The 26,188-nt window shown below is 72.0% G+C and carries 26 protein-coding genes; 6 read left to right on the forward strand and 20 right to left on the reverse strand.

The annotated features are described in order from the left end of the window. Nucleotides 1–39: 39 nt before the first annotated feature. Both ACFY6U_RS17685 and ACFY6U_RS17690 read left to right on the forward strand, forming a co-directional pair. Nucleotides 40–867 carry an acyl-CoA thioesterase gene (locus tag ACFY6U_RS17685; protein WP_390039118.1) on the forward strand — a complete coding sequence of 276 codons (828 nt, stop codon included), beginning with the start codon at nucleotides 40–42 and terminating at the stop codon, nucleotides 865–867. Continuing rightward, complete coding sequence (locus ACFY6U_RS17690) at nucleotides 864–1,895, forward strand: dihydrodipicolinate reductase (protein ID WP_390039120.1); 1,032 nt, start codon at nucleotides 864–866, stop codon at nucleotides 1,893–1,895. The genes ACFY6U_RS17685 and ACFY6U_RS17690 overlap by 4 nt, the downstream gene beginning before the upstream one ends. A 31-nt stretch (nucleotides 1,896–1,926) precedes the next feature. Here ACFY6U_RS17690 and ACFY6U_RS17695 read toward each other — a convergent pair whose 3' ends face one another. Next, nucleotides 1,927–3,081, reverse strand: coding sequence for a thiolase family protein (locus ACFY6U_RS17695; RefSeq protein ID WP_390039122.1), 1,155 nt, complete (start codon nucleotides 3,079–3,081; stop codon nucleotides 1,927–1,929). A gap of 99 nt (nucleotides 3,082–3,180) precedes the next feature. Here ACFY6U_RS17695 and ACFY6U_RS17700 point away from each other — a divergent pair, with 99 nt between their 5' ends. Continuing rightward, the gene (locus ACFY6U_RS17700; protein ID WP_390039124.1) at nucleotides 3,181–3,948 is read left to right on the forward strand and encodes an SDR family oxidoreductase; all 768 of its coding nucleotides are present in this window, start codon (nucleotides 3,181–3,183) and stop codon (nucleotides 3,946–3,948) included. A 63-nt stretch (nucleotides 3,949–4,011) separates the two neighbouring features. Here ACFY6U_RS17700 and ACFY6U_RS17705 read toward each other — a convergent pair whose 3' ends face one another. The 4 genes from ACFY6U_RS17705 to ACFY6U_RS17720 are packed head-to-tail and all read right to left on the reverse strand — an operon-like array spanning nucleotide 4,012 to nucleotide 8,166. Next, a complete protein-coding gene (locus ACFY6U_RS17705; RefSeq protein WP_390039126.1) occupies nucleotides 4,012–4,797 on the reverse strand; it encodes an enoyl-CoA hydratase/isomerase family protein in 786 nt (261 codons plus the stop codon). Nucleotide 4,798: 1 nt separating this feature from the next. Then, nucleotides 4,799–5,890, reverse strand: a complete 1,092-nt coding sequence (locus tag ACFY6U_RS17710) for an acyl-CoA dehydrogenase family protein (RefSeq protein ID WP_390039128.1) — start codon at nucleotides 5,888–5,890, stop codon at nucleotides 4,799–4,801. Continuing rightward, a complete protein-coding gene (locus tag ACFY6U_RS17715) occupies nucleotides 5,877–6,770 on the reverse strand; it encodes an acyl-CoA dehydrogenase family protein (RefSeq protein WP_390039130.1) in 894 nt (297 codons plus the stop codon). The genes ACFY6U_RS17710 and ACFY6U_RS17715 overlap by 14 nt, the downstream gene beginning before the upstream one ends. Continuing rightward, nucleotides 6,748–8,166, reverse strand: a complete 1,419-nt coding sequence (locus ACFY6U_RS17720) for a class I adenylate-forming enzyme family protein (protein ID WP_390039132.1) — start codon at nucleotides 8,164–8,166, stop codon at nucleotides 6,748–6,750. Before ACFY6U_RS17720 ends, ACFY6U_RS17715 begins: the two co-directional genes overlap by 23 nt. A gap of 97 nt (nucleotides 8,167–8,263) precedes the next feature. Between ACFY6U_RS17720 and ACFY6U_RS17725 the strand changes: the two genes are divergently transcribed. After that, a complete protein-coding gene (locus ACFY6U_RS17725) occupies nucleotides 8,264–9,265 on the forward strand; it encodes a 2Fe-2S iron-sulfur cluster-binding protein (RefSeq protein ID WP_390039134.1) in 1,002 nt (333 codons plus the stop codon). On the opposite strand, the gene ACFY6U_RS17730 is transcribed toward ACFY6U_RS17725, so the two are convergent. From ACFY6U_RS17730 to ACFY6U_RS17790, 13 genes are all read right to left on the reverse strand, one after another. Then, nucleotides 9,242–10,297: a CaiB/BaiF CoA transferase family protein gene (locus ACFY6U_RS17730; protein WP_390039136.1), complete on the reverse strand. Its 1,056-nt coding sequence runs from the start codon at nucleotides 10,295–10,297 to the stop codon at nucleotides 9,242–9,244. The two genes, ACFY6U_RS17725 and ACFY6U_RS17730, sit on opposite strands and share 24 nt — an antisense overlap. Further along, complete coding sequence (locus tag ACFY6U_RS17735; protein WP_390039138.1) at nucleotides 10,294–11,250, reverse strand: TIGR03564 family F420-dependent LLM class oxidoreductase; 957 nt, start codon at nucleotides 11,248–11,250, stop codon at nucleotides 10,294–10,296. The genes ACFY6U_RS17730 and ACFY6U_RS17735 overlap by 4 nt, the downstream gene beginning before the upstream one ends. Before the next feature lie 46 nt (nucleotides 11,251–11,296). Beyond that, nucleotides 11,297–11,689 carry a cobalamin B12-binding domain-containing protein gene (locus tag ACFY6U_RS17740; RefSeq protein ID WP_390039140.1) on the reverse strand — a complete coding sequence of 131 codons (393 nt, stop codon included), beginning with the start codon at nucleotides 11,687–11,689 and terminating at the stop codon, nucleotides 11,297–11,299. 22 nt (nucleotides 11,690–11,711) lie between these two features. Beyond that, nucleotides 11,712–13,292 carry a methylmalonyl-CoA mutase family protein gene (locus ACFY6U_RS17745; protein ID WP_390039142.1) on the reverse strand — a complete coding sequence of 527 codons (1,581 nt, stop codon included), beginning with the start codon at nucleotides 13,290–13,292 and terminating at the stop codon, nucleotides 11,712–11,714. A gap of 165 nt (nucleotides 13,293–13,457) precedes the next feature. Next, nucleotides 13,458–14,282 (reverse strand): SDR family oxidoreductase, encoded by an 825-nt coding sequence (locus tag ACFY6U_RS17750; protein WP_390039144.1) that lies wholly within the window; start codon nucleotides 14,280–14,282, stop codon nucleotides 13,458–13,460. A 156-nt stretch (nucleotides 14,283–14,438) separates the two neighbouring features. Further along, entirely contained in the window at nucleotides 14,439–14,834 is a 396-nt protein-coding gene (locus ACFY6U_RS17755; protein WP_390039146.1) for a hypothetical protein, read from the reverse strand. Between the two features lie 238 nt (nucleotides 14,835–15,072). Next, a complete protein-coding gene (locus ACFY6U_RS17760; RefSeq protein WP_390039148.1) occupies nucleotides 15,073–16,539 on the reverse strand; it encodes an MFS transporter in 1,467 nt (488 codons plus the stop codon). 359 nt (nucleotides 16,540–16,898) lie between these two features. After that, nucleotides 16,899–17,840: an SDR family NAD(P)-dependent oxidoreductase gene (locus ACFY6U_RS17765; protein WP_390039150.1), complete on the reverse strand. Its 942-nt coding sequence runs from the start codon at nucleotides 17,838–17,840 to the stop codon at nucleotides 16,899–16,901. Between the two features lie 103 nt (nucleotides 17,841–17,943). After that, nucleotides 17,944–19,182, reverse strand: a complete 1,239-nt coding sequence (locus ACFY6U_RS17770) for a cytochrome P450 (protein ID WP_390039152.1) — start codon at nucleotides 19,180–19,182, stop codon at nucleotides 17,944–17,946. Nucleotides 19,183–19,231: 49 nt separating this feature from the next. Beyond that, complete coding sequence (locus ACFY6U_RS17775; protein ID WP_266423071.1) at nucleotides 19,232–19,426, reverse strand: ferredoxin; 195 nt, start codon at nucleotides 19,424–19,426, stop codon at nucleotides 19,232–19,234. Between the two features lie 18 nt (nucleotides 19,427–19,444). Beyond that, nucleotides 19,445–20,635, reverse strand: a complete 1,191-nt coding sequence (locus ACFY6U_RS17780; RefSeq protein WP_390039154.1) for an NAD(P)/FAD-dependent oxidoreductase — start codon at nucleotides 20,633–20,635, stop codon at nucleotides 19,445–19,447. A gap of 238 nt (nucleotides 20,636–20,873) precedes the next feature. Next, nucleotides 20,874–21,614, reverse strand: coding sequence for an SDR family NAD(P)-dependent oxidoreductase (locus ACFY6U_RS17785; RefSeq protein WP_390039156.1), 741 nt, complete (start codon nucleotides 21,612–21,614; stop codon nucleotides 20,874–20,876). 61 nt (nucleotides 21,615–21,675) lie between these two features. Further along, nucleotides 21,676–22,092 (reverse strand): carboxymuconolactone decarboxylase family protein, encoded by a 417-nt coding sequence (locus tag ACFY6U_RS17790; RefSeq protein WP_390039158.1) that lies wholly within the window; start codon nucleotides 22,090–22,092, stop codon nucleotides 21,676–21,678. A 274-nt stretch (nucleotides 22,093–22,366) separates the two neighbouring features. On the opposite strand from ACFY6U_RS17790, the gene ACFY6U_RS17795 reads away from it, so the two are divergent. Continuing rightward, nucleotides 22,367–24,037 (forward strand): flavin-containing monooxygenase, encoded by a 1,671-nt coding sequence (locus tag ACFY6U_RS17795; protein WP_390039160.1) that lies wholly within the window; start codon nucleotides 22,367–22,369, stop codon nucleotides 24,035–24,037. 72 nt (nucleotides 24,038–24,109) lie between these two features. Here ACFY6U_RS17795 and ACFY6U_RS17800 read toward each other — a convergent pair whose 3' ends face one another. After that, nucleotides 24,110–24,502: a nuclear transport factor 2 family protein gene (locus ACFY6U_RS17800; protein WP_390039162.1), complete on the reverse strand. Its 393-nt coding sequence runs from the start codon at nucleotides 24,500–24,502 to the stop codon at nucleotides 24,110–24,112. 61 nt (nucleotides 24,503–24,563) lie between these two features. Beyond that, complete coding sequence (locus ACFY6U_RS17805) at nucleotides 24,564–24,962, reverse strand: nuclear transport factor 2 family protein (RefSeq protein ID WP_390039164.1); 399 nt, start codon at nucleotides 24,960–24,962, stop codon at nucleotides 24,564–24,566. Between the two features lie 167 nt (nucleotides 24,963–25,129). Here ACFY6U_RS17805 and ACFY6U_RS17810 point away from each other — a divergent pair, with 167 nt between their 5' ends. Continuing rightward, nucleotides 25,130–26,176, forward strand: coding sequence for a cyclase family protein (locus tag ACFY6U_RS17810; RefSeq protein WP_390039166.1), 1,047 nt, complete (start codon nucleotides 25,130–25,132; stop codon nucleotides 26,174–26,176). The last annotated feature ends 12 nt before the right edge of the window (nucleotides 26,177–26,188 follow it).

The following is a 26,188-nucleotide window of genomic DNA, read 5'->3' on the forward strand; positions in this document are numbered from 1 at the left end:
ACATTCTCACATCTGAATATTTCCATTACCCTCGCTGGCATGCCACTTGCCGTGAGTGAACTCTGGGACGATCTCCTGCACTGCCTCGATCTGAGGGGGCGCGAGGAGGAGACCGGTCCCGTCTACGAGGCGGGCAACCAACGACTCGGCTACCACCGCCTGTTCGGCGGGCAGCTGCTGGCCCAGTTCGTCCGGGCGGCACAGCTCGGCTGCCCGGACAAGAGCGTGAAGTCCCTGCACGCCCTGTTCGCGCGGGCGGGCCGCCCGCAGGAACCCGTCCGCTACGAGGTGCGGCGCCACCACGACGGGGCCTCCTTCGCCGCGCTGACGATCGTCGCCCGGCAGCCCAGGGGCGTGGTGGCCACCGCGTCGGTGTCCCTGCACGTCCCGGAGGACGGCCCCGCCCGGCAGGCGGTCCCGGCCGTGCCCGCCCTGCCCGGCCCCGAACACCGCACGGACCTGCACCCGATCCCCTGGGAGACGCGCACCACCGCCGACCTGGACACCGCCGCACCCGAACCCCCCGAGTTCGACGTGTGGATGCGCACCCCGGCCACCGAGGCGGACCTGGCCCCGGCACTCACCGCCTACGCCACCGACCTCACGCTCATCGGCACCGCCCTGCGCCCGGTGCCCGGAGTCACCCAGCACGACTCCGGAACGGCGTTCACCTCCGCGGTCACCTCGCACACCGTCTGGTTCCACCGCCCGTTCGGCGCGGACGGCTGGCTGCTGCTGCGGCAGCACAGCCCGCTCCTGGCGCACGGCCGCTGCTTCGGCCGGGGCGACGTCCTCACCGAGGACGGCACCCTCGTCGCGTCCTACGCCCAGGAGGCCCTGCTGCGCTTCACGAAGGAGGCGCCGTGACGCCGTACCGGGTGGTCCAGTGGGCCACCGGCACGATCGGCGCCCGCTCACTGCGTGCCGTCGTCGAGCACCCGGGCCTGACCCTGGCCGGCGTGTACGTCCACACGCCGGCCAAAGCGGGCCGCGACGCGGGCGAGTTGTGCGGGAGCGGCCCGACCGGCGTCCGGGCCACCCACGACGTCGAGGACGTCCTGGCCCTGGGTGCCGACTGCGTGCTGTACATGCCGCTGCGGTGCGATGTCGAGGAGGTGTGCCGGCTGCTGGCGTCGGGCGCCAACGTGGTGACCACGCGCGGCGAGTTCCACCACCCCGGCAGCATGGATCCCGTCGTCCGCGAGCAGGTGGCGGAGGCCTGCGAGCGGGGCGGCACCTCGATCCACAGCACGGGCAGCAGCCCCGGGTTCATCACCGAGGCGGTGCCGCTCGTGCTGACGTCCCTCGCACGCCGCCTGGATCTCCTCACCATCGACGAGTACGCCGACCTGTCCCGGCGGCCGTCCCCCGAGCTGCTGTTCGGCGTGATGGGCTTCGGCAGCGCACCGGCGGCGTTCGACGAGCGGCGGCTGTCCCACGCGCGCACCAGTTTCGGCCCGTCGCTGCGGCTGGTCGCGGACGCCCTGCGGCTGCCGCTCGACTCCCTCGAACCGACCGGCGAGCTGTCGACCGCGCGCAGCCGTGTCCGCATCGCGGCGGGCGAGTTGGCCGCGGGCTCGGTCGCGGCCCAGCGGCTCACGGTGACCGGGCTGCGCGCGGGCCGTCCGCTCCTGCGCTTCCGTGCCACCTGGTACTGCACGAGGGACCTCGACCCGGCCTGGGACCTGCACGACACCGGCTGGCATCTCACGGTCGAGGGCGACACCCCGCTGGACGTCGGCGTCAGGCTGCCGGTGCCGCTCGACCGGATGGCCGAGGTGTCCCCGTCGTACACGGCGCACCGGGCGGTCAACGCCGTGCCGTTCGTGTGCGCGGCGGCTCCCGGGATCCGCACGACGCTCGATCTGCCGCAGGTCACGGCGGCGCTGGGGTGAGCACGCCGGACCCGCGGCGCCGAGACGTGCGCTACGGGACCGGCACCTCCACGACCATCGCCGAGCCCATCCCGCCGCCGGCGCACATCGCCGCGACGCCGATGCCGCCGCCGCGGCGCCGCAGTTCGTGCACGAGCGTGACCAGCATGCGGGCACCGGTGGCGGCGACGGGGTGGCCCAGCGAGCAGCCGCTGCCGTTGACGTTGACCCGGTCGGGGTCGAGGTCGAGGCGGCGGACGGCGGCCACGGTCACCGAGGCGAAGGCCTCGTTGATCTCGTAGAGGTCGACGTCGGCGGTGGTGAGGCCGGCGCGGGAGAGCGCCTTGGGGATGGCCTTGACCGGTGAGAGCCCGGTCTCCGCCGGGTCCACCCCGACGGACGCCCAGGACCGTACGGTGGCCAGGACGGGCAGCCCCTCGGCGGCCGCCGTCCGGTCGTTCGCGACCACCAGGGCGGCCGCGCCGTCGTTGCCGCCGCAGGCGTTGCCGGCGGTGATGCTGAAGCCCTCGATCTCGGGGTGCAGCGGCTTGAGCGCGGCGAGCTTCTCCAACGACGTGTCGCGGCGCGGGTGTTCGTCGACCGAGAACAGCCCGTGCGGGGTGTCGAGGGGCACCAGCTCCGCGTCGAAACGGCCCTCGTCGATGGCGCGCACGGCGTTCTGGTGCGAGCGCAGCGCCCACGCGTCCATCTCCGCGCGGCTGACGCCGGCCCTCTGGGCGACGTTCCAGCCGATGGTGATCGACATGTCGTTGTTCGGGGCGTCCGGCCTGTTCGGATGGGTGGGCGGCATCCAGGGCTCGACCCATTCGCCGTCGACGCGGAAGGCGGACTTCGGGGCCGTCGAGGCCGAGTTGACGCCGCCCGCGATCACCAGCTCGTCCATTCCGGCGCGGATGCTCGCGGCGGCGTCGGCGACGGCGGCCAGGCCGGCGGCGCAGTGCCGGTTGACGGCCGCCCCCGGGATGCCGGTGAGGCCGGTGGTCAGCGCGGCGTGGCGGGCGAGGACGCCGCCGCCGTAGAGGCCCTCGCCGAGGATCACGTCGTCGACGCGGTCCGGGTCGAGCCCGGCCGCGGCGGCCCGGACGATGTGGTGGGCCAGGTCGAAGGCGGTGGTGTCGCGCAGGGTCCCCTTGCGGGCGGTGCCGACGGGGGTGCGCAGAGCGGACACGATGACTGCCTCGGGCATGGACGGTCTCCAACTCGGCGGGGCGGGCAGGGATCACATACCTGACGAGAATGCTACTCTCGCTATACTAGAACTACATATCCCTGGAGGGGAGTCGCGATGCAGGTTCAGGGCACATCCGCGCTCGTCGTGGGTGGGGCGGGGGGCCTGGGCGAGGCCACGGTCCGTCGGCTGCGCGCGGCGGGAGCGTCCGTGGTCGTCGCCGACCTCGCCGACGACAAGGGCAAGGCGCTGGAGGAGGAGCTGGGCGTCCGGTACGTGCGGACGGACGCCACCGACGAGGGCGAGGTCCGCACCGCGGTCGGGGAGGCGGAGGCGCTCGGCCCGCTGCGGATCGCGGTGGACGTGCACGGCGGTCCCGCGACCGGCGGCCGGCTGGTCGGCCGGGACGGCGAACCGATGGACCTCGCCGGGTTCCGGCGGACCCTCGACATCTATCTGACCGGCGTCTTCAACGTCCTGCGGCTGGCCGCCGCCGCGATGGCCCGCCAGGAGCCGGTGAACGAGGACGGCTGCCGGGGTGTCGTCGTCACCACCGCGTCCATCGCGGCGTACGAGGGCCAGATCGGCCAGCTTCCGTACGCCGCCGCGAAGGGCGGGGTCGCCGCCATGACCCTGGTGGCCGCCCGCGACCTGTCCCCGCTCGGCATCCGGGTCGTGACGATAGCGCCGGGCACGTTCCTGACGCCCGCGTACGGGAAGTCGGGCGACCAGCTGGAGGCATACTGGGGACCGCAGGTCCCGCACCCCCGCCGGATGGGCCGCTCCGCCGAGTACGCCGCTCTCGTCCAGCATCTCTGCGAGAACGACTATCTCAACGGCGAGGTGATCCGCCTGGACGGGGCGCTGCGCTTCCCGCCCAAGTGACGCCCGGCGGGGCGGGCTTCCCGCCCCGCACGGACGCACCCCGCCCCCGCACCGGCGGACGGGTCACTGCTCCCGGGAGGTGAGGCGGGCGAGGGTGTCGCGGAAGTCGTCCGTCTGGAAGGACTGTTCCTCGGCGGTGGTGGCGTAGTCGAGGGTGGCGAGAACCGCGCGCTCCAGATGCATGTTGAGGACGCGTTTGGTGCTCTCCGCCGCCTGCCTCGGCAGTCCCGCGATGCGTTTCGCGCAGGCCGTGGCCTCGGCGAGCGGGTCGGCCACCACGTGGTTGGCCAGCCCGAGGGCGACGGCCCTCTCGGCCGGGATGCGGGCGCCGGTGAGGGCGTACTCCTTGGCGAGCAGCAGGCTGGTGTGCAGCGGCCAGGTGAGCGGGCCGCCGTCGGCCGCGACCAGGCCGACCTGGACGTGCGGGTCGGCGAGGTAGGCGCCCTCGGCCATGTAGACGATGTCGCTGAGCGCCACCAGGCTGCAACCGAGCCCCACGGCGGGCCCGTTGACGGCGGCGACGACCGGGACGCGGCAGCGGACCATGCCGAGGACCAGGTCCCGGCCGTGGGCGATGGTCTTCGCGCGCAGGTCGGGATCCTGCCGGATCTCGTCGAGGTAGGCGAAGTCGCCGCCCGCTGAGAACGCCTTTCCCGCCCCGGTGATGACGGCCGCCCTGGCCTCCCGGTCCTCGGCCAGCCGGGGCCACAGCCGGGCCAGGCCCGTGTGCAGCGGGTCGTTGACGGCGTTGAGCGCGTCGGGCCGGTTCAGGGTGATGATCCTCAGCGTGCCGTCCGCGCGCACGTCGATCTCCTCCGGCATGCCGTACAAGTTCCGACCGTCCGTCATGTCAGGCTCCCAGTCCGAGGATCCGTGCGGCGATGATGTTCTTCTGGATCTGCGAGGTGCCGCCCATGACGCTCTGCGCGCGGCTGTAGAGGTAGGCGTGCAGGAGGTCCGGGTCGCCGGCGCCGCCGACGGCCAGGGCGGCGTGGCCCACCGTCTGCTCCGTCCAGGTCATGAGGAGCTTGTCCAGGGAGCCCTCGGGGCCGTGGGAGACGCCGTCGAGCTGTTCGGACAGGCGCCGGCGCACGTGCAGGCGCAACATCTCCGTCTCGACGACCGCCCAGGCGACCTCCGGTGGCAGGGTGTCGCCGGCCGTGCGGTCCGCGAGTTCGCGGACGAGCTTTCCGTAGCGGGCGGTGAAGCCCAGGGTCGAGGGTTCGCGTTCGTGTCCGACGACCGTCATGGCCAGCGCCCAGCCCTCGCCGGGCGCGCCGACCATCTGGTCCGCGGGCACGGTGGCGCCGTCGAAGAGGACCTGGCCGAACTCCTTGGTGACTCCGCTCATCATCTTCAGCGGGCGCTGTTCGACGCCAGATTGGTCCATGGCGACGATGAACGCGGAGATGCCCTCGTGGCGGGGTGCCGCCGGGTCGGTGCGGGCGAGGAGCAGGCACCAGTCGGCGACGTCGGAGTAGCTGGTCCAGATCTTGTGGCCGTGGACGACGTAGGTGTCGCCGTCGCGGGTGGCGGTGGTGGTGAGGGAGGCGAGGTCGGAGCCGGCGCCGGGTTCGCTGAAGCCCTGGCACCAGCGTTCGGTGCCGTCGATCATGCCGGGCAGGAAGCGCCTGCGCAGTTCCTCGCTGCCGTGCCGGCCGAGGCCCTGGACGAGGTAGCCGAGGCTGGGGCGGGCGGGGGCGCCGGCGCGGGCGAGTTCCTCGTCGAGGATGACGTCGTAGACGGGCGGCAGGTCGTGGCCGCCGTACTGCGCGGGCCAGGAGAGGCCGAAGAAGCCGGCCGCGTGCAGGGCGCGGTGCCATTCGCCCTGGCGGGCCCAGTACGCGTCGCCGGCGGTGGGGAACGTGCCCGCGCGCTCGGTCAGCCAGCCGCGCAGGCGGTCGCGGAAGGCGGCTTCCTCGGGCGAGTCACGAAAGTCCACGGTCGATCTCCTCCAGGCGTACGGGGAACAGGTCGGTGGACGTCAGCGCGCGGCGCAGGTGGACATGGGCGAGGCAGTCCCAGGTGTTGCCGATGCCGCCGTGCACCTGGACGGCCGTCTCGCAGACGGTGCGGGCGGCGCGGGCGCAGTAGAGCTTGGCGATGCGGGCCGCCCGGAGCGCTTCGGCGGGCGGCAGTTCGTCGACGGCCCAGGCGGCGTGGCGCAGGACGCTGACCGAGCCCTCGATGAGGGCCAGCGCTTCGGCGAGGAGGTGGGCCACCGCCTGGTAGGAGCCGATCGTCCGGCCGTACTGCGCGCGGATCCTGGCGTAGTCGAGGGCGAGGGTGTGCGCGCCGCGGGCCGTGCCGACGAGGTCGGCCGAGGTGGCGACCACGGCCAACGCCCGCCAGCGGACGGCCGCTTCGCCGGTCAGGATGCCGATCCGCTCGGGTGCGCCGCTCAGTTCGGCGGCGTGGCGGGTCAGGTCGGTGCCGGGAACGAGCGGGCCGATCCCGGTGGACAGCACCCGGTCGCCCTCGACGGACAGGGCCCGTCGCCTGCCTCGTGCGTCCCGCGCCCGGCCGTCGACGGCCACGGTCGCCGACGAGACCCCGTCGGCCAGGTCGTCGGCGAGCACGGGTCCGAGAAGCGGTACGTCGACCAGTCTCCGCCCGAACTCCTCCACGACGAGGGCCACCTCGACACCGGAGGCGCCGTCCGAGCGCAACGCCCGCCAGCCGGTGGCCTCGACCGCCTTCTCCAGCCGCCCGATCCGCTCGGCGTCGTCCAGGTCGAGGACCGAGCCGGGTCCCAGGTCGTCGGCCAACCTGGCGGCCGCGTCGCGGAGTTGGCGTTGTTCAGCTGTCAGCCGTACGTCCATCGCGCTCCTTGAGTACCTGTTCCTTGAGAACTCGCCGCAGCACCTTTCCCGAGGGCAGGCGCGGGATCTCGGCCACGAACTCGACACGGCTCGGTCGTTTGTAGGAGGCCAGCCTGCCGCCGACCAGTTCGACGAGTTCGGCGGCCTCGACCGGCGCGGCCCGCCGGACCGCCGCGACGACCGCCTCCCCGTCCGCGCCGTCGGGGACGCCGAACACGGCGCAGTCGGCGACCGCCGGATGGCCGTGCAACACGGCCTCGACCTCGGCGGGGGCGACCTGGAACGCCCGCACCTTGATCATCTCCTTGGAACGGTCGGTGAGGCGCACCCACCCGTCCGCGTCGACGCTGCCGACGTCGCCGGTGCGGTACCAGCCGTCGTGCAGGGCGTCCGCCGTCGCCTCGGCCGGCAGGTACCCGGCCATCAGGGACTCCGAGCGCGCCTCGATCTCCCCGCTCTCGCCCGGCCCGACGGGCTCCCCCGTCTCCAGCGAGACCACGCGCACGCGCACGCCCGGCACGGGACGGCCGGCCGAGTCCAGGCGCGCCCCGTCGAGCGGGTTGCAGGCGATGACGGGCAGTTCGCTCGCCCCGTACGCGGGCAGCCAGCCCACCCCGGTCCGCCGGGTCACCGTCTCGGCGATGCTCGGGGTCACCGGGGTGGCGCCCCACATGATGTAGCGCAGCGAGGACAGGTCGTACGACTCCAGCTTCGGGTGGGAGGCGATGGCGAGCGCGATCGGGGCGACAGCCATCTCCACGGTGATGCGGTCGAGTTCGATGTGGTGCAGCAGCCGGTCCAGGTCGAAGCGGCGGTGCAGGCGCAGCCAGGCCCCGGCCTCCAGGGCCGTGACGATGTTGAGCAGGCCCAGGATGTGCGAGGGCGGGGTGGCGACCTGGATGCGGTCGCGCGCGGTGAGGCCGAGGGCGTCCCGCCAGTGCCGGACGGCGGCGGCGAACGAGGCGTGCGTGTGCCGGACCGCCTTGGGCATGCCGGTGGTGCCCGAGCTGAACACCAGGACCGCGTCGGCGTCCCGGTCCACGGACAGCTCCTCGCCGCGTCCCGGCTCGATCGGCTCGTCCAGGTGCAGCATCGGCATCAGTCCGGCGAGCACCGGGTGGTCGCCGACCGCGTGGGCGGGCGCGGTGATCTCCAGGGCGTGCTCGACCTCGCCCCGCTTCCAGGCCGGGCTCAGCAGGACGACGGCCGCGCCCAGCCGCCAGAGGGCCTGCACGGCGATCACGAACTCCGGCCGGTTGGAGGACATGAGCGCCACCCGGTCCCCCGCCCGCACACCCCGCCGGGCCAGTGTCCCGGCCAGCCCGTCCGCGAGGGCCGTCAGCTCGGTACGGCTGTACCCACGGTCCTCGAAGACCAGCGCGGCCCGTTCGCCCATCTCTCGCTCCCACCCCTTGAGAGGATCCCATCAGCCAGGAGAGAATAGTATTCTCGTTTCGACAGAACCTTGATACCAGAGGTGGAGGAGGGCGTCCATGGCGAGCCCCGCACTGTTCCGGCGCGCGACCGTCGTCAAGATCGTTCAGGAGACCGCCGACGCCCGGACCTTCGTGCTGGACCCGCAGGACGGCCCGTTCTCGTACCAGGCCGGACAGTTCTGTGTCTTCCGGGTCCGGGTCGACGGCCGCGACCTGCTGCGTTCGTACTCGATGTCCAGCGCTCCGGAGTGCGACGCCGAGCTGATGACGACGGTCAAGCGCGTCCCGGACGGCAAGGTCTCCAACTGGCTGATCGACCGTGTCGGGGAGGGCGACGAACTCGAACTGACCTTGCCCCGCGGCCGGTTCTGCCTGCGCCCGGCCGCGACGCCGCTGCTCGGTTTCAGCGGCGGCAGCGGCATCACCCCGATCCTGTCCCTGGCCAAGAGCACCCTCGCCGGTACCGGCCGGAGTGTCCGGCTGCTCTGTGCCGACCGCGACCGCGACGCGGCGATCTTCCGCTCGGCGCTGGAGGACCTGGCCGCGCGGTATCCCGGCCGTCTGACGGTCCTGCGGCACCTCGACGCCGACCGCGGGTTCCTCGACCCGGCCGCGGTACGGGAGTTCGTCGGGCCGGACGGTGCCGCGGACGCGTACGTGTGCGGTCCTGAGCCCTTCATGGCGCTCGTGGAGTCGGCGCTGCCCGGGCCCGGGCGCATCTTCAGCGAGCGGTTCGGCGGCGACGCGCCGACGCCCGTGCCGGACGGGACCGCTCCCGCCGCGGACACCGGCACCGTCACGATCCAGCTCGGCACCAGGCGCGTGTCGGTGCGCAAGCACCCGAACGAGACGCTGCTGCAGACCGCCCGACGGGCCGGCCTGACCCCGCCGTCCTCCTGCGAGGCGGGCAACTGCGCGACCTGCATGGCCAGGCTGACGGAGGGCAGCGCGACGATGCGGGTGAACGACGCGCTCACCGAGGAGGAGGTCGCCGAGGGCTACGTCCTCACCTGCCAGGGCATCCCGGACGCGGGGTCAGTCACCGTCCACTACGAGTGAGCCGTGTTCGCCGAGCCGGGGCGGCGGCCGGAACTCGGGCTCGTAACCGGCGACCCTGACCGGGCTGCCGACCAGGCGGTAGCCGCCCGCCCGGACGATCATCTCCGGGGTGGCGTCCAGGGCCTCGGGCAGGGTGCGCACGGCCGCCGCCGGGATGCCGAGCGGGCGCAGTCGCGCCTCCCAGCCCTTCGCCGTGTCGGCGGCCAGGGCGCGGGTGACGGCGGTGAGGACCTCGTCGCGGCGGGCGGCCCGCTCGGCCATCGTCCGGAAGCCGTCGATCCCGGCCTCGGCGGCGAAACCGCGCCAGAAGCCGTCGTGGGTGACGAACAGCGCCAAGTGCCCTTCCTGGGTGGGGAAGAGCTGGGCCGGCACGTAGTAGGAGTGCGCGCCGCCCGGCATGCGGCGCGGCTCGACGCCGTCGTTGAGGTAGGCGGAGGCACGGTAGTTGAGCTGGGCGAGCATCACGTCCCGCAGCGCCACGTCGACCTGTCCGCCGCGCCCGGAGACGATCTGGGCGAGCAGGCCCAACGCCGCTGTCAGGGCCGCGGAGTTGTCGGCGGACGAGTACCCGGGCAGGGTCGGCGGTCCGTCCGGGTCGCCGGTCAGCGCGGCCACACCGGTCGCGGCCTGGATGACGTAGTCGAAGGCCGGGTCGTCCCCGCCGTCCAGGCCGTATCCGGTGACCGCGACACACACGAGCCGTTCGTTGTGGCGGCGCAGGCCGTCGTACGTCAGCCCCAGGCGCCGGATCACCGACGGCTTGAGGTTGACCAGCAGCGCGTGCGCGTCGGCGGCCAGCTCGCCCAGTCTCAGGCGCCCTCGCTCGGTCGTGAGGTCGAGGCAGATGCTGCGCTTGTTGCGGTTGATGCTGGCGAAGTAGGCGTCGCCCACCTGCCGGGAGAGGTCGCCGCCGGGCGGCTCGATCTTGGTGACCTCGGCACCGAGGTCGGCGAGGAGCATCGTGGCGAAGGGGCCCGCGAGGATGTGGCCGACCTCCAGGACGCGGATGCCGGCGAGGGGGCCGGGGCTCACCGGAAATCCGCCGCCAGGCCGGCGATCATCTCCCGGGTGCGGCGCTTGGAGGCGATCAGTTCCTCGCGGCCGTCGCCGATGGGCAGCAACCGTACGGACAGGTCGGTGACGCCCGCGTCCGCGAACCGCCTGAACCGGGCCGCGATCGCCGCCTCGTCGCCCGCCGCGCACAGGTCGCCGACGTCCTCGGCGTCGCCGTACCCCAGCAGCCGCTGGTAGTTCGGCGAGATCTCGGCCTCGCCGAGAATGCGGTTCGCGCGTTCCCGGGCCGCGTCGACCTCGGAGGGCCGGCACAGGCACACCGGGATGCCGGCGACGACGCGCGGCGCGGGGCGCCCGGAGGCCTCGGCGGCCTTGGTGATCCGGGGGACGACGTGGTCGGCGACGGCGCGTTCGTCGGCCATCCACAGCACGGTGCCGTCGGCGCGCTCGCCCGCGAGGGCCAGCATGACCGGGCCGAGGGCGGCCAGCAGGACCGGCAGCGGGGCGACCGGGGCCAGGTCGAGCGGATTGTGCACGGTGTAGGTGGCGTTCTCGACGTCGATGGGGCCGGGGCCGCTGCGGGCCGCGTCCAGGACGTCCAGGTAGTCACGGGTGAGACCGGCCGGGCGCTCGTAGGGCAGGCCGAGCATGCCCTGGACGATCCAGTGGTGCGAGGGGCCCACGCCGAGGGCGAGCCGTCCGCCGGTGGCCGCCTGAGCGGACAGCGCCTGGCGGGCCAGCGCGACGGGATGCTGGGCCTGCAGCGGTACGACGGCGGTGCCCAGCTCGATCCGGGAGGTGCGCGCGCCCATCAGCGCCACGGCGGTCAACGCGTCGAAGTCCGACGGGACCTGAGGCACCCAGGCGGTGTCCAGCCCGGCGCTCTCGGCCCACTCCACGTCCGCGATCATGCGCGAGACCTTCCGCGCGGAGTCGCCCCGCTCGGGCCCGATCATGACACCGATCCGCACGTTCCCTCCAGATGGTCCGGGTTCGGGGCTCCGCGCACGCGGAGGGTCAGGAGGACGTCGTGAGCGCGCGCACCTCGGCGACCACGGCGTCCAGGGGGGTACCGGTGGGGAACACCCCCGCCGCGCCCGCGGCCTTCAGGCGCGGGACGTCCGCCGGCGGGATGGTGCCGCCGACGACGACCGTGATGTCACCGGCGTCGGCGGCCCGCAGTCCCTCGACGGTCCGGGCGGTCAGCGCCAGATGGGCGCCGGACAGCATGCTCAGGCCGACCATCGCCACGTCCTCCTGGACGGCGGTGGCCACGATGTCGTCGACGCGCTGCCGGATGCCGGTGAAGACGACCTCGAAGCCGGCGTCGCGCAGCGCCCGTGCCACGATCTTGGCGCCCCGGTCGTGGCCGTCCAGGCCGGGCTTGGCGATGAGAATGCGAGCCGCCATCAGTGCATCACCGGATTCCCCATCAGAACACCACCGGTTGCCGGAACTCGCCCCACACGTCCTTCAGCGCCGTGACCATCTCGCCGACCGTGCAGTAGGCGTTGGCGCAGTCGATCAGGGGGCCCATCAGGTTGTCGGTGCTCTCGGCGGCCCGGGAGAGGGCGGCCAGCCGGGCGCGGACGTCGGCGGGGTCGCGCTCGGCCCTGACGCGCGCCAGCCGCTTCAGCTGGGTCTCGCGGCCCCGCGCGTCGAGTGCGTAGGTGGCGATGTCGGGGGCGGGCTCGTGCTCGTCGACGTGGCGGTTGACGCCGATCACCGGCCGCTCGCCGCCCTCGACCTCCAGGTGGATACGGTAGGCCTCGTCCGCGATGAGCCCCTGCAGATAGCCGTCCTCGATCGCCCGGACCATGCCGCCGTGGGCCTCCAGGTCCGCCATGATCTCGACGATCCGCTCCTCCGTGGCGTCCGTGAGCGCCTCCACGAAGTACGAGCCGCCCAGCGGGTCGGCGACGCGGGCGACGCCGGTCTCGTGGGCGAGGATCTGCTGGGTGCGCAGGGCCAGGGTGGCCGACTCCTCGCTGGGCAGGGCGAACGGCTCGTCCCAGGCGGCGGTGAACATCGACTGGACGCCGCCGAGCACCGACGCCAGGGCCTCGTAGGCGACCCGGACGGTGTTGTTGCGGGCCTGCGGGGCGTACAGCGAGGCGCCGCCGGCCACGCAGCCGAAGCGGAACATGGCCGCCTTGTCGGCCGCGGCGCCGTACCGCTCCCGCACGATGGTCGCCCAACGCCTGCGTCCGGCACGGTACTTGGCGATCTCCTCGAAGAAATCGCCGTGCGTGTAGAAGAAGAAGGAGACCTGCGGGGCGAACCGGTCGATCGCCATCCGGCCGCGCTCCAGCACGGTGTCGCAGTACGTCACGCCGTCGGCGAGCGTGAACGCCATCTCCTGGACGGCGTTGGCGCCCGCGTCGCGGAAGTGCGCGCCGGCCACCGAGATCGCGTTGAACCTCGGCACCTCGGCCGCGCAGAACTCGATGGTGTCGGCGATCAGCCTGAGGGACGGCTCGGGCGGCCAGATCCAGGTGCCGCGGGAGGCGTACTCCTTGAGAATGTCGTTCTGGATGGTGCCGGTGAGCTTGGCCCGGGGCACTCCCCCGCGCTCGGCGGCGGCCACGTAGAGGGCGAGCAGGATCGCCGCCGTCCCGTTGACGGTGAAGCTGGTGCTGATGCGGTCCAGCGGGATGCCCTCGAAGAGCACCTCGGCGTCGGCCAGCGTGTCGACGGCGACGCCGACCCGGCCGACCTCCTCGCTCACCTCGGGGTCGTCGGAGTCGTAGCCGCACTGGGTCGGCAGGTCGAGCGCCACGGACAGGCCGGTACCGCCCTGCGCCAGCAGATACCGGTAACGCCGGTTCGACTCCTCGGCGGTGCCGAACCCCGAGTACTGCCTGAGCGTCCACAGCCGCCCCCGGTATCCGGAGGCGTAGTTGCCGCGCGTGAACGGGAACGTGCCCGGCGCGGGCGGCTCGGCAGCCCGGTCCGCCGGTCCGTAGACCGGCTTCAGCGGGATGCCGGACGAGGTCTGCGCGTAGTCATTCATCGTTCGGATACGGTACTTGCGAAAAATGAGAATGCCAATACCGCAAGCGAGAATGACTGGAGCAACCAGCGCTCCGAAGGGGCGCGGGGAGCTGCGCGACCAGCCCCCCACGCAGCCGCAGTCGCACAACTCCCCGACGCCACCCCCACGGAGCACTCCCCGGCGCTACTCCTCCCGCATCGCCGCGCACAGACCGCCGTCCACCACGATGTCGACGCCGTTCACGAAGCTCGCCTCGTCGGACAGCAGGAACGCGGCGACGGCGGCGACCTCCTCGCTCCGCCCGGGGCGGCCCACCGGCGTGCGCTCGATGAGCTCCCGTACCGACGCGTGCCGGGCCATCTCCAGCCGCGTCTCCGGGGTGTCGATCGCGCCGGGCGACAGCGAGCACGCCCGGGCACCGGCCGGCCCGAGCCGCACCGCCTCGGCCGGCACGAAGCGGTGCACGCCGTAGGTGGCCCACGGGTAGACCCAGGCGGGATCCTCGAGCGCCGGGCCCACCGCGTCGCGGACCCGGTCGAGGAAGTCCTCCCGCAGCGGGTCGTCCAGGACGGCCGCGACCGCCGGGTCCGGGTCGACGTGGGCGATCAGCGGGGACACGGAGGCCAGGTACACGAACGCCGTACCGGCGGTGGCCAGCGGGCGCAGCGCCTCCGCCAGCAGGGCGGTCGCGACGAAGTCGCCCTGGAGGACCGTGCGCCAGTCGGCCTCCTCCGGGGTGACGCTCTCCGCGTGCACGACGGCCCGGAGCGTACCGAGTTCCGCGGCCCGGCCGGCCAGCCGGGCCACGTCGTCGCGGTCGGCCGTGGTGCCCGCGAACGGCTCGGCGACGGCTTTCCTGCCCTGGCTCGACAGGTCCTTCGCGTACGCGGCCACGGCGGCTTCGTCCTGGTCGACCAGCAACAGCACGTCCACCAGGTCGGCCAGACGGCTCGCGCATGCCTGCCCCGTCCCGCGACCGGCACCGGTGGCAATACCTACCGTGGTCATGCGCCACTCCTCACTAGAGACACTCGTCACAGCACGAGTGTCTCCCGGGTGGCGGTGTCCGGGCCCCGGCGGGGCCGGGACACCTCTGCCACGGCAGGCCCGGAGCCCGACCACGGGCTCGCCCGCGGCCGTCTTCACGGACTCCACGCCCCGGCCTCACGGCGTGCACACGGTCTTCAGCCGGGCCGCCGCGGCATCGATCCCGCTCGGGTCGGGATTCGTGTCGCCGTCCAGGACGGCCTTGTTGTAGTCCTTGATCGCCTTGTCGAGGTCGTCGACAGCCTTGCCGACCTTGCCGTCGTCCGTCTTGTCGTCGATCTTGTCCAGGTTCTTCTCGATGGTGGTGATGGACTCCCCGGTCTTCGCCGGGTCCTCCGCCGCGTCCGCACCCGCCTGGTTGATGGCTGTGATGCTGTCGGCGATGGAGTCGGCGTTGGTGAGGCAGTCCAGCGAGTCGTCGGGGTCGCAACCGGTGGCGAGGGCGGCGGTCAGGGTGACGGCGGCTGCGACGGTGGCGAGAGCGGTGATGCGTCGGCGGCGGTCGGCGGCCATGGTGGCGGTCCCTTCTCACGGCGGCGCTGCACGCGTCCGCCTGCGGAATTCCTCGGGCCCGGGAGCTCGGCGCCCCCGTGATCTCCGCCCTCCACGATTCCGTGGCGCGACCGCCGTCACGAGGAAGCGGGCTCCCGGACCCGTGGTGCAGCCCGCTCCACCACGGAAGGCCCGGACCCGCGCCGGGGGGCTGCCGGCCAGTGGCCGGCAGCCCCCTCCCGGAGGGACCCGCGCCCTCTCAGGCCACCTGCACGGCCGGGGTATCGGCGGCCTCGCCCAGCCGCCTGCTCCCCGGCACGAGCGCGACCAGCAGCGTCCCGAGGGCGCAGCATCCGACGACGAGCCAGAGGCCGTTGGTGAAGCCCTTGTCGAGGTAGAACTGGGTGCCCTTGAGGACCACTCCGTGCCGGGCCATGACCACGAAGGCCAGCTGGGAGACGATGATCTGGGCGACACCCTGGGCGAGGGTCTGGGCGCCGTTGGCGAGAGCCTGTTCGGCCGGCGTCACCACCTCGATGATCATGATGGGGACGACGGCGACGACCATGCCGGTGCCGAAGCCCGCGATCACGCCCATGCCCACGATCTGGGGGCCGCTGTGGTGCAGGTGCGTACCGATGCCGTACCCGAGGACGGTGAGCGCGGAGCCGACGGCGAGCAGGACCCGGGCGTCCACGCGGCGGGCGGCCCAGCCGGTGCCCACGGCCGCCACGATGATCATCGCGCTGATCGGGCTGGTGACGATGGCGTTGTGGGTGCCGGACCAGCCGAGGCCCTCGGAGACGTGCGGGATGTTCGGCATCAGCACCAGCAGCTGGATGACCACGCCGACGGCGCTCAGCGAGCCGGCCGCCACCGAGGTGGCCAGCAGGACGGTCCACACGGGCCGGCGGCGGGTCATGGCCGGCGGGAACAGCGGTTCGGCCACCCGGCGCTCGACGACCAGGAAGGCGATCAGCGCGACCACCGCGCCCGCGACGTAGCCGATGAACTTCCCGCTGCCCCAGCCCCAGTCGGCCCCTTCTCCGACCGCGTACACGAGCCCGGTGACCCCGGCGCCGAGGAGGAGCCCGCCGGTCCAGTCCATGCGGCCGGTGCTCTGCCGGACCGGGCTCTCCGGGACGAAGACCGCCACCATCGCGAAGCTCACCGCGGTGCTGATGGCCATGAACCACAGCACGCCGCGGAAGCCGTAGTCGTCCAGCAGCCAGCCGGCCAGGAACGGTCCGCCGAAGGCGACCAGACCGACGCCACCGGCGAGGATGCCGCTGGCGATGCCGACCCAGCGGCGCGGGAAGATGTCGCGGGTGATGGCGTAGCCGATGGGCATCGTGGCCGCGTAGACGCCGGCGAGTCCGCGTCCGATCAGCAGCGTGCGGTAGTCGGTGGCGACGGCGGCGAGCAGGTCGCCGGCGAAGCCGAGCCCGGTGGCGACGAGCAGGACGCGCTTCTTGCCGAACAGGGCGGCGCCCTTGACCATGAACGGCAGGAAGAAGGTCCCTGTCAGCAGGGTCATCAGGGTGAACCAGGCGATCTGGGTGGTCCGGAAGTGGATCGCGACGTCGGCCTGGGCGATGCCGGACAGCGCGGCGACGAGCGACACGAGTTGGACCGTCCACAACAGCGCGACGACGACGAGCACGTTGCGTGTGGTGGAGCGGGATCTGTCGTCCGCCTCTGGCGGAACGGTCTGCGTCTGGGACATGGGGGCCTTCCGTGGACGGTCGGGGGCGCGGGAAGCCGCCGCGGACAGACACGGCCTGGTGCGCCTTGCCGGAGGGGAGATCGGACGGCACAGCGGTGAGCGGGCCGATCCGGGTCGCCGACGTATCTCGTCGGCCCAGGGGAGATGCGGGGACGCTCAGGTACGGGCGTCGCACGTAACGTAGACCTAACGGTCGGTACAATCAATCCTTCGAACCGGAGAAAGTTCGATGAGGCGGTCGCTTCCGAGACAGCACAAAAAATGCCGCGCGAACATCAGAGTTCGCGCGGCAACGAAAGAGCCCAGAAAAGCTCAGGAGGGAACAGAAGGACAGGGAGCCCGGTGTCGTCAGACGCCGCTCACGAGTCCGCGGCCCCCGTCCCGAGCTGGAACTGGTGCTTCAGGAAGGCCCCGGTCCACGCCATAAGGTCGGAGGGCACGTAGTAGCCCTTCTCGTCGTTGATGGCCTCCCAGTTCGCGGCCACGTCCTCCACCGAGGCCGGACCGGCCTCGTGGGCGTAGCCCTCCGTGGAGGCGAGGAACAGGCGTGCGAAGCGTCCCGCGCCTGCCGTGTAGATCTCGCCGCTGACCGGGCAGCTCTCGTGCGCGAGGTAGGCGGCCATGGGCGCGACGGCGTCGGACGGCATGTACGGCATGCCGGGGGCGGCCTCGGCGGGCTCCTCCTCGGGGCCGCCGCCCATCCGGGTCATGGCGGCCGGCGCGATCAGGTTGACCTTGATGTTGTGCGGCTCCCCCGCCAGCTTCGCGCTGCGGGCCATGCCGACCGTGCCCGCCTTGGCGGCCGCGTACGACAGGTTGTTGTCCATGCCGAACATGCCGCTGGAGGTGGTCAGTACGACCCGGCCGTACTGCTGCTCCACGAAGTGTGGCCAGGCGGCGCGCATCGTGTTGAACGAGCCGACGAGGTGCACGGCGAGGTGGCGCTCCAGGTTCTCCGCATCGATGTCGGGCAGGCCCGCGTAGCGGATGATCCCGGCGTTGTTGACGAGGATGTCGATGCGGCCGAAGTGCTCCACCGCGGTGTCGACGATCGCCTGGCCTCCGGCCGGTGTGGAGACGTCGTGGGTGTCCGCGACGGCCTCGCCGCCCGCCGCCGTGATCTCGTCGACGGCCTTCTGCGCGGGACCCGCGTCCGAGCCGTCGCCCTCCATGGAACCGCCCAGGTCGTTGACGACGACCTTGGCCCCGCGTGCCGCCAGGAGGCGGGCATGGGCCCGGCCGATGCCACGACCCGCGCCGGTGACCACGGCGACGCGCCCTTCGAAGCTCAACTTGCTCATGCCTGACTCCTGTTGTGCGACGGTTGCGTGCGGGATACGGAACACCGGTCCCGTCCGGGCGGGCGGAACCGGCGGATGGTGCGGGGCCTTCGGGACGCCCCGGCTACCAGGTGACCGGCAGCTCGCTGATGCCGAAGGCGAGCGCGTCGGACGGCCGGAATTCGAGTTCGTCCCGGTCGACCGCGAGGTGCAGGGTCGGGATGCGCCGGTAGAGGGTGCCGTAGACGACCTGCAGCTCGATGCGCGCGAGCTGCTGGCCCAGGCACTGGTGGATGCCCCAGCCGAAGGCGTGGTGGTGCCGGGAGTCCCGGGTGAGGTCGAGTTTCTCCGGGTCGGGGAACGCCTGCGGGTCCCAGTTGCCGGCGGGCAGCGGGACGACGATGCCGTCACCGGCCTTGATCTCGGCGCCCTCGAACTCGAAGTCCTCGGCGGCGATCCGGCGCTGCCCGAACTGGGCGACGGTCAGGTAGCGCAGGATCTCCTCGACGGCGGGTGCCGCGTCCTTGGTGTCCTCGATCTCGCGCAGCCTGGCCAGCTGCTCGGGATTGTCCATGAGCAGCGCCGTGCCCACCGTGATCATCGTCGCGCTGGTCTCGTGACCGGCGATCAGCAGGATCATGGCGAGCAGGGTGGCTTCGGGAAGGGTGAGGTCGCCGTCGTCGATGCGCGCGGCGAAGTCCGAGAGCACGTCCTCACCCGGCTCCTCCATCTTCTTCTGGAGGAGTGCCGCCAGGTAGCCGCCCAGCGCCTGGTTGGCGCGGTTCTGCTCCTCGGTGGTCTTGTCGCTGCGGGTGGCGAAGGACGCGTGCTCGTGGAAGAACTCGTGGTCGTCGTACGGCACTCCGAGCAGTGCGCAGATCATCAGCGAGGGCAGCGGGAGCGACAGCGCGTGCACCAGGTCGACCGGCTTGGGGCCCGCGAGCATCTTGTCGATGAGGTCGTCGGTGATCCGCTGGATCTCGGGCCGCAGCGCCTCCATCCGGGGACGGGTGAAGGGCCGGGTCATCATGCGGCGGATCCGGGTGTGGTCGGCGCCGTCCGCGTTGAAGATCGTGAGCGGGTGGAGGTGCGCCGTCTCCGCCATGGCCCGGTTCGGGTAGGGGAAACCGGCCTGCTTGTCGTCCGAGCTGACCCTGGGGTCGGACAGGATGGCGCGCTGGGCGGCGTGTCCGGTGACGAGCCAGGGGGTGCTGCCGTCCCAGATCCGGCCCCGGGTGACCGGCCCCTTCTCGTTCAGGGCACGCAGCCCGGGCGGCGGGGCGAAGGGGCACTTGGCGTCCCGGTCGTCCTGGTAGTGGTAGACCTTCTCGTCGGGGGCGGTTCGGGCCTCTGCCTCGGCCATGGGTTCTCCTACGGTGATGGGGTGGGGGGAAGGAGCGGGCGCGGGTGGGCTATTCCTCGATGCGGATGGCCAGCGCCGGGCAGACCGCGGCCGCGTTGCGGACCTCGTCGGCCAGTTCCGCGGGCGGGTTCTCGTTGAGGACCACGACGATGCCGTCGTCCTCGCGCTGGTCGAACACGTCCATGGCGGCGGCCACGCACTGTCCGGCCGCGACACACTTCTCCTCGTCGACGACGACCTTCATGGGATCTCTCCAGCTCGTTCAGGGGGTGGGGATGGGGGTACGGAAGGCGTCGACGATCTCCTGTCGGCGCACCCGGGCCTGCTTGGGCATGTTCCAGCCGAGGACTCCGGTGACCACGCCGTCCAGCCGGTAGCGGGCGACGAAGCGACGGGCCGTCAGATCTCCCTCGACGACGTCGACTTCGGCCTCGGCCGGCAGGAAGCCGTGCACCTGGAGCTTGGCGTCGAACTGGTCCGTCCAGAAGTACGGGACGGGCGCGTACGGCCGGTCCTCGCCGAGGATCGCCGCGGCCACCGCGATGGCCTGCTCGGTGGCGTTCGTACGGTTCTCCAGGCGGACCGGGCGGCCGAGCCGCTCGTGGTGCCAGCGGGCCACGTCGCCGACGGCGTAGATGCCCTCCGCGGCCCGGCAGCGGGCGTCGCAGACCACGCCGTTGTCCAGCCGCAGCCCGCTGCCCGCGAGCCACTCCGTCGCCGGTACGGCGCCGATCGCGACGACCACGACATCGGCCGGCAGTGTCTCTCCGCCGGCGAGCCGCACGCCCGCCACCCGGCCCGCGCCGTCGCCGGTGAGCCCGACGACGCCGTGGCCCAGGCGCAGCCGGACACCGCGTTCGGTGTGCAGTTCGGCCAGCACGCCGGACACCAGCGGGCCCACCTGCAGAGCCATGGGCGCGTCGAGGGGGCCGGTCAGGGTGACGTCGAGGCCGAGCTTGCACGCGGTGGCCGCGATCTCGGAGCCGAGGACGCCTTCGCCGACGACCACCAGCCGCCGGCCGGCCAGCAGGTCCTTGCGCAGGGCCAGTGCGTCGTCGAGGGTGCGCAGCACGTGCACCCCGGCGAGCGCGTCCTGGCCGGGCAGCCGCCGTGCCCGTACGCCGGTGGCGATCACGACGGCGTCGGCGGACAGCTCCCGGCCGGACTCGGTGCGCACGGTCCGGGTCGCCGGCTCCAGCGCGACGGCCGGGTCGCCGAGCGCGAACTCGGCGTCCAGGGCCGACAGGACGTCCTCGGTGCGCAGCGCGGCCCGCTCCGGTTCCCACTCGCCGGCGAGGACCTGCTTGGACAGCGGGGGCCGGTCGTACGGTGCGTGGGGCTCGTCGCCGAGTACGGTGAGGGCGCCGGTGTACCCCTTGCGCCGCAGTGCTTCCGCGGTGGTCAGCCCGGACGCGGAGGCGCCCACCACCAGCACGCGGTCCGGGGCGGTCATGCGAGCACCTCGCCGACCGTGTTCCCCCTGGCGATGCCGTCGATCGTCATGCGTGACTCCGTTTGGGTCTCTGGTGCGGTGTCCGTCTCTGAAAAATAGACCGACCGGTCGCCATAATCAATTCGGTCCATATGAGGACGCGGCTCGGATCAAGTGCCGACGCCTCGCGCGCAGGACAGCGCCCGTCGCGCGAGGCTGGACGGCCCACCGCCAACGTGCCGGTCGTGCCCGGCGGGGCTCAGAGGAGGTAGCGCCCGCCGTTGGCGCTGAGGCTCTGGCCGGTCACGTAGCCGGCCTCCTCGGAGGCGAGGTAGGCCACCGCGTAGGCGATGTCCTCGGGCTGCCCGGCCCGCTTCATGGGCATGGTGGCCGCGGCCGCCTCCACGTCGACGGGACCCTCGCGGACCAGCGGGGTGTCGATGAAGCCCGGCGGGACGTGGTTGACGGTGATGCCCTTGTCGGCGTACTCGATCGCGAGGGCCCGGGTGAGGCCGATGACGCCGCCCTTGGAGGCCGCGTAGTGGGCCATGGCGGGGGCGCCGGTCTGCGCGGACGAGGACGAGATGTTGACGATCCGCCCCCAGCCCGCCGCCAGCATGTCCGGCACCAGTTCCTTGGTGACCAGGAACGGTCCCTTGAGGTTGATGCCGATCATGCGGTCCCAGGCCGCCTCGCTGATGCCGGTGAAGGGCACGTAGGCGGTGGTCCCGGCGTTGTTGACGAGGATCGTGACGGCGCCCAGTTCCTCGCGGGTCCGGGCCGCCGCGGCGGCGACGGCCGGGGCGTCGGCGGCGTCGCCGGCCACGGCGATCGCGGTGCCGCCCGCCTCCTGGATCTCGGCCACGGTCTTCTCCGCGCCTTCGGCGTTCAGGTCCCAGACGGCGACCGCCGCGCCGCGCGAGGCGAGGACGACCGCGATCGCCCGTCCGATTCCACGGGCGCCGCCGGTGACGACCGCGACCTTTCCTTGCAGGGTCATGCGTGCTCCTTGTGTGCCTGGTGCGGGAGGTGTGCCTGGCGCGGGTGGCGTACGGCCCCCGTCACTCGCCCAGCGCCTCGCGCGCCGCGTTGCGGGCCCCCACCGCGCGGGGGAAGCCCGCGTAGCCGGCGGAGTGGTAGATGACCTCGGCGATCTCGTCCTTGGTCAGTCCGTTGGTCAGCGCGACCCGGACGTGCGTCTTCAACTCGGTCTCGGCGCCCAGCGCGATCAGGAGGCCGAGCGTGACCAGGCTGCGGTCCCGGGGGGCGAGCCCCTCACGGGCCCAGATCGCGCCCCAGACGCTGGTCAGACCGATGTCGACCAGTTCCTCCCCGAGACGGCCGTCGCGGAGGTCGACCTCCCCTTCCGGGAAGACCCCCGGCAGAGCCGCGCGCATGGCCTTCCAGCCGGCGGCTCGCAGATCGGCGGTGGTCCCGGCCCCCGCCACGGTGGGTTCCTGGACGTCCTCGGTCGTCATGTGCGACTCCTCTGCCACGACATTGTGCGGTTCGCCTGAGCGAAAGTTAATTCAAACGGTCGGTACAATCAATCCATCGCGCCGATCCGGTCGTCCGCGCCGCGGACCGAGCCCGCCGTGCGGCGAGATCACCCGGGGACCCGAAACCCGCGACCCCAGACCATTGATCGGGCCCACCCCCTCCCTTACGCTCGGCCTGAATATTCGACCGACTGGTCGAAACATCATTCAAGGCGCACGCGGGAGCAGCGGCCCCTGTCACGTTGGAGGGCAGATGAGCGAATCGACGAAGGCGCCGGAAGCGGCGCCCGCCGCGCAGGCACAGGCACCGGAGCAGGGCGTCGGTGTCGTCGACGTACTGGTGATCGGCGCCGGGGTCACCGGCATCTACCAGCTCTACCGGGCCCGCGAGGCCGGCTTCTCGGCGCAGCTGATCGAGGCCGGCACGGGTGTGGGCGGCACCTGGTACTGGAACCGCTACCCCCAGGCCCGCTTCGACTCCGAGAGCTACACCTACGGCTACCTGTTCTCCAAGGAGCTGTGGGAGGAGTGGGAGTGGTCGGAGCACTTCGCCGGCCAGCCGGAGATCGAGCGGTACTTCAACCACGTGGTCGACCGGTTCGACCTGCGCCGGCACATCTCCTTCGGCGCCAAGGTGACCTCGGCCGTCTGGGACGAGCCGTCGGGCACCTGGACCGTCCGGACGGAGGACGGCACGGAACGCCGGGCACGGTTCGTGGTCGCGGCGACCGGCATCCTCTCGGTGCCGTTCATCCCGGACATCCCCGGGCGCGCGGACTTCCGCGGCGAGCAGCACCACACCGGACGGTGGCCGAAGACACCCGTGGACTTCGCCGGCAAGCGGGTGGCCCAGATCGGCACCGGCTCCAGCGGCGTGCAGATCGTCCCGGCGATCGCCGACGAGGTGGCCTCCATCACGGTGTACCAGAAGGTCGCCGACTGGCTCACGCCGCTGAACAACCGGCCGATCACGCCCGAGGAGCAGGCGGACCTGAAGGCCAACTTCGAGTCCATCCGCGACACGCTGAACACCTCGGTCAGCGGGTTCCTGCACCAGATCACGATGCGCTCGGGCCTGGACGACACCCCGGAGCAACGGCAGGAGTTCTACGAGCAGAAGTGGAACAGCCCCGGCTTCACCAAGCTCTCCGAGCACTACTACGACATGACCACCAACCCCACGGTCAACGAGGAGTTCTGCGCGTTCATCGCCGCCAAGATCCGTTCCATCGTCAAGGATCCGGCGACGGCCGAGAAACTCATCCCCAAGGGGCACGGCTACGGCGGCCGGCGGCCCCCGTTCGGCACCGGCTACTACGAGGCGTACAACAAGCCGAACGTCCACCTCGTCGACATCAACGAGACGCCGATCATCCGCATCACCGAGACCGGCATCGAGACCGCGGAGGGCGTGCACGAGGTCGACATCATCATCTGGGCCACCGGCTACGACTTCGGCACCGGCGCCCTGAACCGGCTGGGCGTGCGGGGCCGTGACGGGCTCGCCCTCAAGGAGTACTGGGCGGACGGTCCGTCGACGTACCTGGGCGTCGCGACCGCCGGCTTCCCGAACTTCTTCTTCCCCGGCGGACCGCACGGCGCCCTCGGCAACAACCCGCGCTACTCCGGCGACCAGGTCGACTACGTGACGGACGTCCTCGTGCACGCACGCGACCGCGGCCACGACGTCGTCGCGCTCACCGCGGCCGCGGAGGAGGAGTGGACGAACCTGGTCAACGACAGCGAGAGCCAGTCCTCCTTCCTGAAGAGCAGCTACTTCTACGGGGCGAACATCCCCGGCAAGGCGATCAAACAGCTGCTCAACCCGACCGGCCGGTGGAAGCTCAAGGAACTGATCAACGAGTCCACCGAGAACGGCTTCCCCGCGTTCTCCTTCGCCAAGGCGGACCAGAAGCAGGACTGAACAGACCGGCGCCCGTGCCGCCGGTCCCGTCACGGGGCGGGACCGGCGGCACGGGCGCTCATCCGTACCGGGTCACTGGAAGGACGTGACCCGCCTGCGGAACTTCCACGCCCCGTCCACGAGGACCACCGTGTCCTCGTAGCTCCCGACGAGCTGGACGGCCCAGCCCTGCTCGCCCCGCGCGAAGAACACCAGGTTGCTGCTGGCCGTCACCTCCTCGCCGGGAGGCGAGGTGAGGACGGTGTTGCCGACCAGGTGCAGCTGCGGAGCCTGCGGGGTGAACGCGCCGTAGGCCTTGCGGATCTCGTCGCGGCCCTCGAAGGTCCCCTGACCGGCGATCTCGGAGACACCGTCCTGTGTGAACAGGTCGGCGACACTGCCGGCGTCGCCCGCGTCGATGGCGTGCGCGTAGGCCGCGATGACGGACTGCACGCCGGCCAGGGCTTCTTCGGCGGAGATGGTCATGTGTCTTCTTCTCTCAGCAGTTACGGAAGGGATGGAGCGGACAGGGACGAAACGGGGCGGACTACGCCTGGAAGACGGTCACCCGCCGCTGGATGAGCCAGGTGCCGTCGACGTGCCGCAGTGTGTCCTCGTAGTGGCCGACGACCTGCGGTGCCCAGCCCGACTCGCCCCGCAGGAAGAAGGCCACGTCGCTCGTCGCGGTCGCCTCGTCCGGCCCGGAGGCGGTGACGACGGTGTTGCCCACGAGGTGCAGCTGCGGCTGCGTGGGAGCCCAGCCCTTGAAGGCCGCGCGCAGGGCGTCGTGCCCCTCCACCGGGTCCATGCCCGGCAGCTCCAGGATCCCGTCGGGCGCGTACAGCGCGACGATGTCGTCGGTGCGGCCGGCGTCCTGGGCCTGGGTGTGCGCGCCGATCACGGCACGGACCCCGGCCGCGACCCACGCCTGTGTGGATTCGCTCATTGCCTCTCCAAGTGCTAGACGTTTCGACCAGTCAGTCTATTGATCCTCAGGGGCAATATGAAGTCCTGAATTGCAAGCTGCCAGACTTGTTGACCGCTCGGTACATTGCAAATAGCATGCGGCCACGACCGTCGACGGGGACCGTCGTCTAAGGAGGCGTTTTTATCGTGACGAAGCGTTGGAAGCAGCGGCCGCCGGGCTCGACGTGGGGCGATTTCGGCGAGGACGACGAACTCGGGCGCATCAACCTGCTGACCGCCGAGAAGGTGCTCCAGGGCGTGCGCGAGGTGGAGCACGGGGTCACCTTCAGCCTGAGCCTGCCGCTGGACTACCCGGGCGGTACGGCCCTGAACCAGCGGCGGTACCCGCCGATCCTGAAGCCCACCGAGGACCTCGCGCACAACCAGGACGTCTTCTACAACGTCGTCGCACGCGACCAGATCGACCCGTCCCTGATCGACGTCTGGTCCGACGACGTGGTGACCCTCTGGCTGCAGTACTCGACCCAGTGGGACTCCCTCGCCCACCAGGGCGCCGAGTTCGACGCCGACGGCGACGGCGAGGCCGAGCCGGTCTACTACAACGGCTTCCGGCCCGGCACCGACCTGGTGGGGCCGCAGGAGGACGCCAAGGGCGACGGCAGCGGAAGCGTCAGCTTCGCCCGCCACCTCGGCCTGGAGAAGATGGCGGAGCACGGCGTCCAGGGCCGCGGTGTCCTCATCGACATCGCGCACCACCTGGGCACCGGCTACCAGGCCGTCACTTACAAGCAGCTCCAGGAGATCATGGCCGCGGACAACGTGACCGTGGAGCCCGGCGACATGGTGCTGCTGCACACCGGTTTCGCCACCCAGGTGCTCGCCTGGAACAAGGACCCGGACCCGGTGGCGATCCACCAGACCGCCGCGTACCTCGACGCGGACGACCCGGACATCCTCAAGTGGATCGCCGAGTCGCAGATGTCGGCGCTGATCTCCGACAACTACGCGGTCGAGGGGGTGGGCGTCACCCAGGCCCAGGGCCGCCACACCCTGCTCCCCATCCACCACCTGTGCCTGTTCAAGCTGGGCGTCCCGCTCGGCGAGCTGTGGTACCTGCACGACCTGGCGGCGTGGCTGCGCGAGCACAACCGCAGCCGCTTCCTGCTCACCGCTCCCCCGCTCAACCTGCCCGGCACCCAGGGCAGTCCGCTGACCCCGGTCGCGACCGTCTGATCCACGGTCACG

This window comes from Streptomyces sp. NPDC013157 (assembly GCF_042899865.1).
GTDB lineage: Bacteria > Actinomycetota > Actinomycetes > Streptomycetales > Streptomycetaceae > Streptomyces.

Excerpts from the sequence above, each read along its gene's own strand:
- ACFY6U_RS17790 (WP_390039158.1), bottom strand. The coding sequence starts at position 22,092 with ATGACGACCGAGGACGTCCAGGAACCCACCGTGGCGGGGGCCGGGACC.
- ACFY6U_RS17805 (WP_390039164.1), bottom strand. The coding sequence starts at position 24,962 with ATGAGCGAATCCACACAGGCGTGGGTCGCGGCCGGGGTCCGTGCCGTG.
- ACFY6U_RS17775 (WP_266423071.1), bottom strand. The coding sequence starts at position 19,426 with ATGAAGGTCGTCGTCGACGAGGAGAAGTGTGTCGCGGCCGGACAGTGC.
- ACFY6U_RS17800 (WP_390039162.1), bottom strand. The coding sequence starts at position 24,502 with ATGACCATCTCCGCCGAAGAAGCCCTGGCCGGCGTGCAGTCCGTCATC.
- ACFY6U_RS17705 (WP_390039126.1), bottom strand. The coding sequence starts at position 4,797 with ATGACGGACGGTCGGAACTTGTACGGCATGCCGGAGGAGATCGACGTG.
- ACFY6U_RS17725 (WP_390039134.1), top strand. The coding sequence starts at position 8,264 with ATGGCGAGCCCCGCACTGTTCCGGCGCGCGACCGTCGTCAAGATCGTT.
- ACFY6U_RS17720 (WP_390039132.1), bottom strand. The coding sequence starts at position 8,166 with ATGGGCGAACGGGCCGCGCTGGTCTTCGAGGACCGTGGGTACAGCCGT.
- ACFY6U_RS17745 (WP_390039142.1), bottom strand. The coding sequence starts at position 13,292 with ATGAATGACTACGCGCAGACCTCGTCCGGCATCCCGCTGAAGCCGGTC.
- ACFY6U_RS17750 (WP_390039144.1), bottom strand. The coding sequence starts at position 14,282 with ATGACCACGGTAGGTATTGCCACCGGTGCCGGTCGCGGGACGGGGCAG.
- ACFY6U_RS17795 (WP_390039160.1), top strand. The coding sequence starts at position 22,367 with ATGAGCGAATCGACGAAGGCGCCGGAAGCGGCGCCCGCCGCGCAGGCA.
- ACFY6U_RS17785 (WP_390039156.1), bottom strand. The coding sequence starts at position 21,614 with ATGACCCTGCAAGGAAAGGTCGCGGTCGTCACCGGCGGCGCCCGTGGA.
- ACFY6U_RS17770 (WP_390039152.1), bottom strand. The coding sequence starts at position 19,182 with ATGGCCGAGGCAGAGGCCCGAACCGCCCCCGACGAGAAGGTCTACCAC.
- ACFY6U_RS17765 (WP_390039150.1), bottom strand. The coding sequence starts at position 17,840 with ATGAGCAAGTTGAGCTTCGAAGGGCGCGTCGCCGTGGTCACCGGCGCG.
- ACFY6U_RS17740 (WP_390039140.1), bottom strand. The coding sequence starts at position 11,689 with ATGGCGGCTCGCATTCTCATCGCCAAGCCCGGCCTGGACGGCCACGAC.
- ACFY6U_RS17755 (WP_390039146.1), bottom strand. The coding sequence starts at position 14,834 with ATGGCCGCCGACCGCCGCCGACGCATCACCGCTCTCGCCACCGTCGCA.
- ACFY6U_RS17715 (WP_390039130.1), bottom strand. The coding sequence starts at position 6,770 with ATGGACGTACGGCTGACAGCTGAACAACGCCAACTCCGCGACGCGGCC.
- ACFY6U_RS17780 (WP_390039154.1), bottom strand. The coding sequence starts at position 20,635 with ATGACCGCCCCGGACCGCGTGCTGGTGGTGGGCGCCTCCGCGTCCGGG.
- ACFY6U_RS17700 (WP_390039124.1), top strand. The coding sequence starts at position 3,181 with ATGCAGGTTCAGGGCACATCCGCGCTCGTCGTGGGTGGGGCGGGGGGC.
- ACFY6U_RS17685 (WP_390039118.1), top strand. The coding sequence starts at position 40 with ATGCCACTTGCCGTGAGTGAACTCTGGGACGATCTCCTGCACTGCCTC.
- ACFY6U_RS17695 (WP_390039122.1), bottom strand. The coding sequence starts at position 3,081 with ATGCCCGAGGCAGTCATCGTGTCCGCTCTGCGCACCCCCGTCGGCACC.
- ACFY6U_RS17760 (WP_390039148.1), bottom strand. The coding sequence starts at position 16,539 with ATGTCCCAGACGCAGACCGTTCCGCCAGAGGCGGACGACAGATCCCGC.